The sequence below is a fragment of the Streptomyces sp. NPDC050263 genome (genome assembly GCF_040655955.1).
GTDB lineage: Bacteria > Actinomycetota > Actinomycetes > Streptomycetales > Streptomycetaceae > Streptomyces.
This window is the reverse complement of the sequence record NZ_JBFAKW010000085.1, coordinates 1-12084: the sequence shown is the minus strand read 5'-3', so window position 1 is coordinate 12084 and position 12084 is coordinate 1. Positions and strand designations below refer to the sequence as shown.

At 69.2% G+C, this 12084-nt stretch carries 6 protein-coding genes and 1 pseudogene; 4 read left to right on the top strand and 3 right to left on the bottom strand.

The annotated features are described in order from the left end of the window. Nucleotides 1–9: 9 nt before the first annotated feature. Entirely contained in the window at nt 10–2025 is a 2016-nt protein-coding gene (locus AB0J04_RS30640; protein ID WP_363171831.1) for a M36 family metallopeptidase, read from the top strand. Nucleotides 2026–2108: 83 nt separating this feature from the next. Here the strand turns inward: AB0J04_RS30640 and AB0J04_RS30635 are convergent, their stop codons facing one another. Together AB0J04_RS30635 and AB0J04_RS30630 are read right to left on the bottom strand one after the other, a co-directional pair. Beyond that, on the bottom strand, nt 2109–2780 hold the full coding sequence (locus AB0J04_RS30635) for a response regulator transcription factor (protein ID WP_363171830.1): 672 nt from the start codon (nt 2778–2780) through the stop codon (nt 2109–2111). After that, nucleotides 2755–3930, bottom strand: a complete 1176-nt coding sequence (locus AB0J04_RS30630) for a sensor histidine kinase (RefSeq protein ID WP_363171829.1) — start codon at nt 3928–3930, stop codon at nt 2755–2757. The genes AB0J04_RS30635 and AB0J04_RS30630 overlap by 26 nt, the downstream gene beginning before the upstream one ends. 400 nt (nt 3931–4330) lie before the next feature. Between AB0J04_RS30630 and AB0J04_RS30625 the strand changes: the two genes are divergently transcribed. Beyond that, a complete protein-coding gene (locus AB0J04_RS30625) occupies nt 4331–6514 on the top strand; it encodes an MMPL family transporter (protein ID WP_363171828.1) in 2184 nt (727 codons plus the stop codon). Between the two features lie 1175 nt (nt 6515–7689). Beyond that, nucleotides 7690–10164: a SpoIIE family protein phosphatase gene (locus tag AB0J04_RS30620; RefSeq protein WP_363171827.1), complete on the top strand. Its 2475-nt coding sequence runs from the start codon at nt 7690–7692 to the stop codon at nt 10162–10164. A gap of 59 nt (nt 10165–10223) precedes the next feature. Here AB0J04_RS30620 and AB0J04_RS30615 read toward each other — a convergent pair. Beyond that, a pseudogene (locus tag AB0J04_RS30615) lies at nt 10224–10380 on the bottom strand (IS5/IS1182 family transposase); the annotation flags it as partial. Nucleotides 10381–10959: 579 nt separating this feature from the next. Between AB0J04_RS30615 and AB0J04_RS30610 the strand changes: the two are divergent. Continuing rightward, nucleotides 10960–11457 (top strand): cupin domain-containing protein, encoded by a 498-nt coding sequence (locus tag AB0J04_RS30610; RefSeq protein ID WP_363171825.1) that lies wholly within the window; start codon nt 10960–10962, stop codon nt 11455–11457. Nucleotides 11458–12084: the final 627 nt, after the last annotated feature.

The following is a 12084-nucleotide window of genomic DNA, read 5'->3' as shown; positions in this document are numbered from 1 at the left end:
GCAACCGTCATGACACAGCTGATCGACAAGCGGGATCTGGAGTACGACCGGCTCGCCCGGGTCCAGGGCGCCGAGGCGTTCCTCGCCGAGACCGATCGTGTGGCGGAGTCGGTGCATCACGCCCTCATCGCCGACGACAGCAAGGTGAACCGCTTCACCGGACATCTGACCGAGCTGCGGGTGGACGGCGCACCGGCCGGCCTCGCCGACCGGGCGGGTGCCGCCGCCGCCGACGGCGACTACATCGCCCGCGCCAAGGAATACCTCTCGTCGGTCTCGGGGGCGATCGGCTTCGCCGCCGGAGAGCCCGTCGAGTTCGAGGCCGATCCGAAGGTGACGACCACGAGCGGCGGCATGCACGTGGTCAGCCTCCAGCAGACACTCAACGGCATCGACGTGTGGGGCATGGCCCCCAAGGTGTGGCTGCGCGAGGACGGCACGGTCGACAGGGTCGTCGGCGACACGGCGAGCGTGCCGAGCAACGTGCCCACGATGCCGGTAGTGCCTGTCGAGACGGCCCTGGCCGTCGGCGCCGCGAAGGCCGCCGAACCGATCAGGATCGAAGGCCCGTTCGGCACCGACGAACTGCCGGTCCTGGATATCTCGGACGGCTTTGGTCGGCTCAGCTCGCAGGCGCGCAACGATCAGCCGATGACGTTCGAGGCAGGCGCCTTCGACGAGGCGATCCCCGGGCGGCTGGTGTACTTCTACATGGGCGACGACGTCCGTCTCGTCTGGTCGTTCAGGTTCTCTCGCGCGAACGGCGCCGTTCAGTACCACGCGCTCGTAGAGGCCGACGAGAGGACGGCGGACGCGTCGGCACCCCAGGTCCTGTATCTCCAGGACCTGACCAATCACGTCGTCGGAGGACTGGTGGTCCGGCAGAACCCGGCCGAGACCGAGCCCGCCCTGGCCTCCTTTCCGCTGCCGCTGACCGACTATCCGGTCAAACTCCCGCCGACGCCGTTGCCCGGGTTCCCCGGCCCCTGGGCCACGCAGCGGAACGGGCACGTGGCGACCGTCGGGAACAACGTGCGGGCCGTCGACGCGGACACCGGCAAGAGCTTCCAGGTCGACGTCGATGCGGCAGGCAACGGTGTGTTCGCCCCGAACCCCGACACGGCGGAACAACGCGTCACCAACATCTTCTTCGTGTGCAACTACATGCACGACTTCTTCATGATGCTCGACTTCACGGAGGAGCACGGCAACTTCCAGACCGTCAACTTCTCGGGCCTGGGCAGGGGGGCCGACCCCGTCGTCGCACTCGCCCATCCCAGACCCGTCTTCGGCACAGCCAATATGCTCACGCGCGCCGACGGTCTGGCAGCGGAGATGAACATGGGGCTGGTCGCCAGAACCAACAGGCACACGGCCATGGACGTGGACGTCCTCCGCCACGAGTTCACACACGGTGTGACCAACCGGCTTGTCGGCGGCCTGCATGATGCCAACGGTCTGCGCGAAGAGCAGTCCGTGGCGATGGGCGAGGGCTGGTCGGACTACTTCGCACTCACCATCCGCAACTTCTTCCGGGAGCGGGAGCACACCGTCGTCGGCGAATGGGTGGTCGACCGGCCGGGTGGCTTCCGCCAGCGGCCGTACGACGACAGCTACCCCGGAGACTTCGGAGACATCGGGAAGGCCACGGGCGGACTCGACTACACGAAGATCCACAACGTCGGCGAGATCTGGTGCGCCGCGCTCCTGGAGATGACCCGCCGGATCAGCGCGGAACTCGGCAGCAAGCAGCGCGGCTACCGGGTCGCCTGGCAGGCCGTCGTCGACGGGCTGAAACTCACCCCGAAGAACCCGTCGTTCCTCACCGCCCGTGGCGCGATCCTGCGGGCCCTGAAGGATCTCAAGGGCACGGCGTTCACCGAGGCCGAGTACCCCGAGGTCCGTAAGGCGGCCTGGGGATCCTTCGCCCGCTACGGCATGGGCTTCGACGCCTTCTGCCCCAACGCGTCCTTCACCGGCTGCCGGGCCGGCAGCGGGCTGCCCCCGGCCGGACACGAGGACTGAAGCGGTTCACCTACCGGCTCGGCCGGCGCGGTTTTGTCATCCGCCGGCCGCTCGTCTCCCGTATGCGAACCTGCAGCCGGGATTCAGTCCGTGAGCCAACCGGGGCTGACCATGCGGTACTCGTAGGCCATGACCACGACTTGGGACCTGTCGCGGGCGCCGAGTTTGGCCATGATGCGGCTGACGTGGGTCTTCGCGGTCAGCGGGGAGACCACCAGCCGTGCGGCGATCTCGTCGTTGGTGCAGCCGGCGGCGACCAGCTGCATGACTTCGCGTTCGCGGCCGGTCAGGGCGTCGAGGCGCTGGTCGGGCTCCCGGGTGTTGACCGGGCGGTCGGCGAATTCGGCGATGAGCCGACGGGTGATGGAGGGGCTGATGAGCGCGTCGCCCCGCGCGGCCACGCGCACCGCGTGCAGGAGTTCAGCCGGTTCGGTGTCCTTGACGAGGAAACCCGTGGCGCCGGCTCGCAGGGCCCCGTACACGTACTCGTCGAGGTCGAACGTCGTCAGCATGACCACCCTCACCGCCGCCAGTTGCTCATCGGCGGCGATGCGGCGAGCGGCTTCGAGCCCGTCCATGCCGGGCATACGGATGTCCATCAGCACCACGTCGGGCCGCAGTTCCCGGCAGGCGGCGAGGGCAGCGTGCCCGTCGGCGGCCTCGGCGACCACGTGCAGGTCGTCCTCGTCGTCGAGGATGCCGCGGATCCCCGCGCGTACGAGGCGCTGGTCATCCGCCAGCAGGATCCTGATCATCAACTGCCCCGCCGATCGGCTCGTGGTGGTCTGAGAACGGTAGCCGGGCCCGGACGACGAATCCGCCCGCGCTGCCGGGCTCGGCGCTCAGCGTTCCGCCCAGTGCGCGCGCCCGTTCCTTCATGCCGGCGATCCCGCTGCCGCCCCCGTGCACGGCGCGGGCGGCACCTGGTCCGTCGTCCTGGACGCTGAGCGTCAGTTCCCGGTCCCCGCGGTGGAGTCGGACGACGGTGTGCCGGGCCCCGCTGTGCTTGACGGCGTTGGTCAGCGATTCCTGGACGATGCGGTAGGCAGCGAGGTCCACCGCCGCCGGCAGCGGCGAGCGGGTTCCGCTCCGCTCGATGCGTACGTCCAGGCCCGCCCGGGATGCCGAGGAGACCAGCTCGTTGATCCTGGACAGCCCAGGTGAAGGCGCGGTGGGCACTTCTTCGTCGACCTGGCGCAGTACGCCGAGGGTGGCGCGCAGTTCTCGCAGGCCCTCCTTGCTGCTCTGCTTGATGGCGGTCAGCGCTTCCTGCGCCCGGCCGGGGTCCTTGTGCAGCCGGTGCAGGGCGGAGGACGCCTGCACGTGGATCATCGACATGTTGTGGCCGATCACGTCGTGCAGTTCACGGGCGATGCGCAGCCGCTCCTGCGTGGCGCGCAGCCTCGCCTCCTCCTCGGCGTAGGCGACCCGGCCGTGACGCATCGAGCCCAGCGCCACCACAGCCACCAGCCAGCCGGTCAGCATGAACACCGCCGTACCGTTCACGTCGCCGGTGCCGGCCAGGACTCCCGTGCCCACCCCGATGACCATCACCGCGGCCATGGCCACCGATGCCTGGATCCGTCCTCGGGCCGCCAGCGCGTACAGCGCGGCGATCGGGATCACGACGAGCGGGCTGTCGACCGTGCTCAGCAGGTAGTAGACGCCCGTGCCGACCACCGTGAACCATCCCACCGCCACCGGGCGGCGGCGGCGCAGCGGCAGGGCCGCACACACCGCCACCGCCAGGAACCAGGAGCCGATCACCGATGCGGTCGCGTCCCGGTTCGAGCCCAGCCGCTGCCCCTCGGCCACCGCTGCCAGCACCAGCACGATCCCGGCGAGCGCCAGGTCGGCACGCGGGCCTGTGGGCAGGCGGAAGCGGGTGACGTCGAGGTGCGGCATTGCTTCATTCTGCCTGCAGCGCAGTCAGACCCTGGGGCATGTCTCCGCATGTGCGTCGAGAGTGTGTGCCGGAGAGGTACGCGGCAGCGTGGACGTACTTCTGCTGGTGTACGTCACGGCCACCGCCTCCTGCTGTCGGTGCAGGCCGGCTGTCAGCCGTGGGCCGACGCCCAGGCCCGGGGCGGGCAAGCACGATCGAGGGCATGTCGTCGTCCCTCACTCCCACACGGATCGGTGCCGCCTTCGTCGGCGCACTCGTGGGCGCCGCTGCCGGAACATTCGCGATCACGGTCGGTGACGCGGTCGCCGGGCTGGCGCTCGGTGTACCCGCAGGTGCCGGAGCGGTTGTGGGCGTGGCGGTGACTCCAGGCAATACTCGCTCGAATTCGAGGTAGGCATCATGTCTTCCCCCCGCGGCTCCGCCGCGTCCCTTGCCCCGCCTGCGCCACAGGGCGGCACGTCGGCGCCCGTCGGACGGTTCGGTGCCCTGGCCGGCTGGGCACAGCGTCATCGCTGGGCCGCCCTCGTGCTCTGGGTGGCTGTCGTGGCCGCCATCACGGTGGGCTCCACCGCTGCCGGCTCCGCGTACAAGAACGACTTCTCGCTGCCGGGCACCGATTCCCAGGCGGCCACCGACCTGTTCAAGAAACACGGCAGTGAGCAGGCGGGCGACAGCGTCGAGATCGTGTTCAAGGACGCCGCAGGCATCAAGAGCGCCAAGGCCGGCATCGAGCCGATCCTGGCCGAGGTGAAGCGCATGGCGGGGGTCGCCGACGTGCGCAGCCCCTTCTCCGATGCCTCGGCGGTGTCCAAGGACGGCACGATCGCCTACGCGTCCGTCACGCTGGACGGCAAGACCGAGGAGGTCCCCAAGGAGGACGTCGCCCGGATCATCGACACCGCGCAGAGCATCGCCACTGACCACCTACAGGTCGAGGTGGGCGGCGAGGCCGCGCGCAATGCGCAGGACAAGGCGGGCCCGACCGCCGAACTCGCCGGGATCGTGGCCGCCCTGGTCATCCTGGTGCTGCTGTTCGGCTCGCTGCTGGCGGCGTCACTGCCGCTGCTCACCGCGCTGTTCGCGGTCGGCAGCGCAATCGGCCTGATCGCCCTGGCCTCGCACATCTTCACCGTCGCGGACTTCACCCCGCCCATCCTGATGCTCGTCGGTCTCGGGGTCGGCGTCGACTACGCCCTGCTGATCTTCTACCGCTACCGCCATGAACTCCTCGCCGGTTTCCAGCCCGCGGAGGCGGGCCGCACGGCCCTGGACTCCGCCGGCCGCACGGTCTTCTTCGCCGGCTGCACAGTCATCGTCGCCCTGCTGGGCCTCGTCGCCCTCGGACTCGGCTCGCTGCAGGGCATCGCCCTCGCGGTGGCCGTCGCCGTCCTGATCACCATGGCCGCCTCCCTCGCGCTGCTGCCTGCCCTGCTGGCGCTGTTCGGCAGGCGCATCCAACGCCACGTACTCAAGCGGCAGGCCAAGGCCGCCCAGCAGGGCAAGACCGAAGGCAACCGCTGGCGCGCCATGGCCCGCGCCGTGCAGCGACGCCCGATCCCGACCCTGCTGGTCGGCGTGATCGCGCTCCTGGCCCTGTCCGCACCAGCACTGGGCATGCGCCTGGGCTTCGCCGACTCGGGCAACGACCCCAAGGAGACCACGTCCCGCCACGCTTACGACCTGCTCGCCGAGGGCTTCGGACCCGGCTTCAACGGGCCGCTCATCGTCCTGGTGAAGGGCGATCGAGAAGCCGGCAAGGCCGTCCAGGCACAGCTCGCCATCACCGACGGCATCGCCGAGGCCAGCCCTGCGCTGCCCTCCGCGGACGGCGCGCTGTCCACCGTCTTCGTCTACCCGACGACCTCTCCGCAGGACGAGGGGACCGTGGACCTCGTCCACCACCTGCGCGACGACGTGGCCCCGCCCCTGGAGCACACCACCGGCGCCGAGGTGTTGGTCGGCGGTGCCACGGCCGCCTCCCAGGACGTCTCCGAAACACTCGCCGACCGGCTGCCCCTGTTCGTCGCCGTCGTCGTCGGCGTCTCCTCACTCCTGCTCCTGCTGGTTTTCCGGTCCATCTGGATTCCCGTCAAGGCAGCCATCCTGAATCTGCTGTCCATCTCCGCCGCGCTCGGCGTGATCACCCTGGTGTTCCAGCACGGCTGGTTCGGAGCTCAGCCGGGCCCCATCGAAGCCTTCATCCCAGCGCTGATCTTCGCGATCGTCTTCGGACTGTCCATGGACTACGAGGTCTTCCTCGTTTCCCGCATCCACGAAGAATGGACGCGCACCGAAGACCATTCGCAATCCGTACGCGAAGGACTCGCTTCCACCGGCAAGGTCATCACTGCCGCCGCGGCCATCATGATGTTCGTCTTCGGGGCGTTCGTCCTCAGCTCCGACCGCATGCTCCAGCAGTTCGGGCTCGGGCTGGCCGTCGCCATCCTTCTCGACGCCGTGGTCATCCGATGTCTCATCGTCCCCGCCGTCATGCAGATGCTCGGCAAATGGGCCTGGTGGCTACCGGAATGGTTGGCCCGGAAACTGCCCAAGGTGTCCATCGAACGCCCTGAGCACAGCTGACCAGTGGCCCGGCGGCCGGGCACGTGAGCGGGAACCGCCACAGCCAGCCCGGCGCAGCTCGGATCACCATCAAACCCGCGTCACCTTTGCGGTGCGCGGCGGTGCCGGCGAGATGGTGGTGGCGTGGGTCACGGCGTGCGCCGTGACCCACGCGTGGCTGGTGGAACGCACCTCCTTCTCGGGCGGCCCGGTTGGGATACGGCGGGGCGGAGTCGGACGCCGTACTTGAGCAGCGCGAGGCGAACCGTGGCCAGGCTCGTTCCTTCGCGGTCCGCGACGCCCTGGAGCGACTGGTGCTCTTGGTCGTACCAGGTACGCCATTGCCCGATGCGGGTGGCCGTGTGCTGGGTACGGCAGCAGCGGCGTCGCCATTCGCTGGAAGCGGCGTGGTTGAGGACCAGTGCGCCCAGGCAGAGCGGAGTCTGCTCACCGCAGGAGTTCGGGGTCGGTGTGCACGGCATCGTCAAGGGGACGGTGGAGGTCTGGGTGGCGACCGGCGACGTCCGCCAGGCGTTCAGAACTACGAGCGGGGAGACCTGCCGACTCTCTCGTTCAGTACACCGCAAGAAGAAGCCGCCTGGATCTGCGACCGCATCGAATGGATGCTCGGTCTGCCTTTCACCGACCGTGCAGACGCGGAGCCCGGGGCATGTCGTACTCAGACTTCGCCGTCGGGTCGACGACACCCTGCTCACGGAGATCTCCGGCAAGGTCGCCGAGGCGGGCCGCCGACTGCGCCACAGCGACATGCCCCGCAAGACCTCATGCTGCGCCACCTGCGCCACCTGCGCCACCTGCGCCACCTGCGACTTCGCTGCGATCTGCCGGGACCGGCCCATCTCTCAGCAGGCACCGGCGATCAGATCGCCAGTCGGGTAGCGGTTCAGCATGGGGATTGCCGCGGGCAGCCAAGGCGCCACCCCGTCCGAGACGCACTCGCCCTGCGCATGGGAAGAAGTCCGATCGAGTCCCGGCTCCCGGGGAGCCGCAGAAGCCCCCACCCCCGACCTGGCCGTCAGCACCAAGTGTCACCACCGGCAGGCGGATCGTAACCAAGGCCCAGGCTTGGCCCAGGAGTGCAGATCGGGAGGTTATACCGGAAACATAGCAATATGGGATGCAAGAAAGAGCCGCACACCTGATCGGAAAGCGCATTCCGGGTTGGAGGTGAGAGGGTGGAGGGACGGCGAAACACCCACGACGTCGACCCGCCGAGCTCAGGCGACACGTCCGATGACTCACTCACGGCGCGTGCCGTTGTGGACGACCACGGCATGGTCGCTGAGTGGAGTGAGGGCGCTTGCCGACTGCTCGGCTACGCGTCTGCACGGGTTCTCGGCACACCGGCCGCCGACCTGCTCGACGAAGAGATCTCCGTAGAAGCGCTGCGCCGGCTGTCGGCCCTGCCGAGGTGGAGCGGAACGGTTCAACTGCGGCACCAGGACGGGCACCGGGTGGAAGCCCGTCTGCTCGCCCACCACCGGCGGGAGGAGGGCAGCGCCCCCGACTGGCTGGTGTTTTCCCCGCTCGCCGGCACCGGTGCCGACGAGGACACGGAGAAACTGGCCGCGTGGAGCTTCTACCAGGCGTCCTGCTGCTCGCTGGAGACGTACGACACGAACCTGCGCCTGAGACAGGCCAACCACTACGCCGAACGTGCCCTGAATCTGAGTGAGGCGGAGATGCGAGGGCTTCGGCACGCCGAGCTGGTGGCCCACCCCGAGTTCGCCAGGGTGGAGCAGTGCATGGCGCGAGTGCTGGAGACCGGTGAACCCGAGGACGTGGAGGTTCGGGTACAGGTCGCCGGAGAGATCCGCAAGCAGGCCTGGTCCCTCTCGCTGTTCCCGATACGCGACGAGGACGGCGTACTGCGCGGCGTGGGGCTGTCGGCCCACGACATGACCGAACAGTACTGGGCGCGCAAACGGCTCCAGCTGCTGAACGATGCCGGCGCCCGCATCGGGAGTACGTTGAGCGTCGCCCACACGGCCCAGGAACTGGCCGATGTCGCCGTCCCGGAGTTCGCCGACTTCGCCACCGTCGATCTTCTTCCGGACGTAGAGCGCGCCGAGACGCCACCGCCGGGCGCGGCGATGTCCGGGCTGACCGCGGAAGGCTCGTTCCTGCTGCGCCGGGTGGCCCAGCAGTCCGTGCTTCCGGGCATCGCCGAGGCGGTGCTGCGCCCCGGCGAGGTGGACACCTACGCAGCGGGCTCCCCCACGGCGGAATGCCTGACCACCGGCCGACCGGTGCTCCACACCGAGTTCGACCCGGACTCCGCCGACTGGTCGGTGGGGAACCCCCGACGGGAGGAGTCGGTCCGCACCTTCGGCATCCACTCCGTCATGGCCGTGCCGCTGACGGCCCGTGGCCACACCCTGGGCGTGGTCGTGTTCCTGCGCCACCAACGGCCGGAGTCCTTCAGCGAGGGCGATCTGCTGCTGGCCGAGGAGATCACCGCCCGGGCCGCGGTCTGCATCGACAACGCGCGCCGATACGCTCGCGAGCGGGAGACCGCACTGGCGCTGCAAACAGCCCTGCTCCCTCAGCGGCTGCCCGCTCAGCCCGCGGTGGAGGCGGCCTTCCGGTACCTGCCGACGGACACACTGGCAGGGGTGGGCGGGGACTGGTTCGACCTGATCCCGCTGTCCGGCGCCCGGGTCGCCCTGGTCGTCGGCGACGTGGTCGGGCACGGCGTGCAGGCATCGGCGATCATGGGGCGGCTGCGGACGGCCGTCCGAACCCTCGCCGACATCGACCTTCCCCCCGACGAACTGCTCACCCATCTCGACGACCTGGTCATCCGGCTCTCGGCTGACACGGACGCCGACGGAGCCTCGTGGGACCAGGCCGCCGAGATGGCCACCGGCCTCGGCTCCACCTGCCTGTACGCGGTCTACGACCCGACCTCCCGCGTCTGCACGATGTCCCGCGCGGGCCACCCGGTCCCCGCTGTGGTCAGCCCCGCGGGCGCCGTGCACTTCCTGGACGTACCGGCCGGTCCCCCCTTGGGGCTGGGCGGGCTGCCCTTCGAAACCATCGAGGTCACTCTTCCCGAGGGAAGCCTGCTCGTTCTCTACAGCGACGGGTTGGTCGAGTCCCGCGAGCAGGACTTCGACGAGGGGACTGCTCGTCTGCGCAGCGCTCTCGCCAGTCCCGTGACGTCCCTGGACGATCTTTGCGACCTGGTGCTCGCCACTGTGCCTCCCAAGGACCCCGCCGACGACATCGCCCTGCTCGTCGCCCGCACCCAGGCGCTCGCCCCGCAGGACGTCGCCACCTGGGACCTGCCGGCCGATCCCGCAGTGGTGGCCGGGGCGCGCAAACTCGTCAGTACGCAACTCGAGGCGTGGAACGCGCAGGAGGCGTCCTTCGTCACCGAACTGGTGGTGAGTGAGCTGGTCACGAATGCGATCCGGCACGCCGAACCGCCCATCGAGTTGCGCCTGATCCGGGGCCGTCACCTCATTTGCGAGGTCTCGGACACCAGCAACACGGCGCCCCACCTGCGTCGTGCCCGTACCTACGACGAGGGCGGTCGCGGCCTGCTGCTCGTGGCACAACTCAGTCGCGGATGGGGCACGCGCCACACCGGCATCGGCAAGACCATCTGGGCAGAGGTGGCCCTGGACCCGTTGGAGTCCCTGTAGCCTCCTTTGATCCGAGACGCCATCCGCTTCATCGATCGCGGGGCTGGTCAGACCGTGTCCTACGTGGTGAGGCGGACGAGGCGTTTGTGGCAGCACAGGCCGGCGGCGAGTCCGAGAAAGGCCAGGCAGTCGTGGACGGCGCTCGTAGCGGGGGCTGAGTCTGCGGTGACCGGACAGCCACGACATCGTGCGCTCGAGCACCGACCTCCGACGCCCTGCTGACTTCGGCGTAACAGGGGCAGTTCGGTCTGTCGAGAGCGAGGCCCGTCCCGGCCAGGAACCCGCCGAGGATACCGTGCCGGTACCGCAGCGCCTTGAGTCGCCTGCGCAGCGGAGTCTCCAACTCGTTGAGGGCGCGGGCCGGCCAGGTTGGCCAGGCTCCGCCTGATGTGCGCCCACAGGCCCTCGACCGGGTTGAGTTCGGGCGCACACCCGGGGAGCAGCGCCACCGTCAGCCATTCCCGGCCGGCCACGAGCGCCTTCACCGTCTTGGAGATGGGGTGCTCAGCCGGTCCCACACGACGATACTTCCGGGCTACCAGGCACCCTCGTTGTCGGCATTGCGGCTCGTTCCTCGGCGGGAGCAGCCTTCCGCGGGACCGGTGGAGCGCACACCGTTGCTCTTTTGCGGAGAGTCGGGGAACGGAACTCTCCACGATCCCGGGTCTCTCACCGCCTGATTGACCCATGATTTCTTGCCTTCAATGCACCCTTCTCCAGGTCTTTCCGGGGCCTAGATTCAGTGGTGTCACCGGAGACGCCGGTCGACAGAACCACTGGGACCCGGGAGTGACCATGACGTTCACAAGTGCTTCGAAGCCCGTCCTCGTCCGCGCCGACGAGGCCGAGACACTGCAGGACGGAGCGACCAGCCTGATCACGCTGCTGGCCGACGCGAACGCCACCAACGGTGCGTTGACCGCCAACCGCGCGACGCTGCAGAAGGGCTCGCCCGGTGCTCCCGCGCACTTCCACACCCGGGCCACGGAGATGTTCTATGTGCTCAACGGGTCCATGCGGATCCTGCTCGACGAGCAGATCCTCACGCTCAGCGAGGGCGACTTCCTGACCGTCCCGCCGACCGTGCCGCATGCCTTCGCCCCGGCACCGGACAGCGAGGCCGAGATGCTCGTCGTCTTCACTCCGGGGATGGACCGGTTCGACTACTACCGGCTGCTGGAGCGGGTGTACCAGGGCGAGGCCTCGGTACAGGCCATCCGCGACAGCTCCGAGCAGTTCGACAACCACTACTTCGAGAGCCCCGTCTGGCAGCAGGAACTCGCCCGGCGCTGAACTCACGATCCGTACGTGGAAAACCACCCGTACACGGGGAACGAAGAGGCCTGTCGTGTCCGCCTCTCGCTGGGGGAGCACCCTCTCCGCCCAGCCCCCCGTTCCTTGTTGCCCTGGCGAACGGATGAGTCACCGGCCTGCCGGTACACGGCGATCGCGCCCTCCACGTCACCGCGTTCCTCCAACTTCGCCCGACTACGCCCGGTCGGGGCGGCGCTCGGGGGAGGCGGTGCGCAACCGTCGGCTGCCCCTGCCCCTGCCCCTGCCGCTGCCCGCGCTCGCTGCCGGGTCGGCCAACAAGTACCTCACGATGGCCTTCCTCCAGACGCCCGCGGCGGGTTCGTGCACCGCCTGCTGCGCCTGCCCGCTGCACCGCCTACTGGAACGGCGACTCGACCCAGCCGATCGTCCGGGCGAGTTTCGGACGGGACATCGCCGCGATCCAGGCCCGCGGCGGCAACGTCATCGCGCCTTCGGCGGATACACGGCCGGCATCGACTACTGGGCCAGGAAGCCGCCTCCGGGGAGGCGGAGACATGTTGTCCTGCGCAGCGCAGGTCGGGCGAAGCCGCCCTTGGACGGTGGTTCCTCCTTGAGCCCGTACCGAGCGGAGAGTGAGCTCCGCTC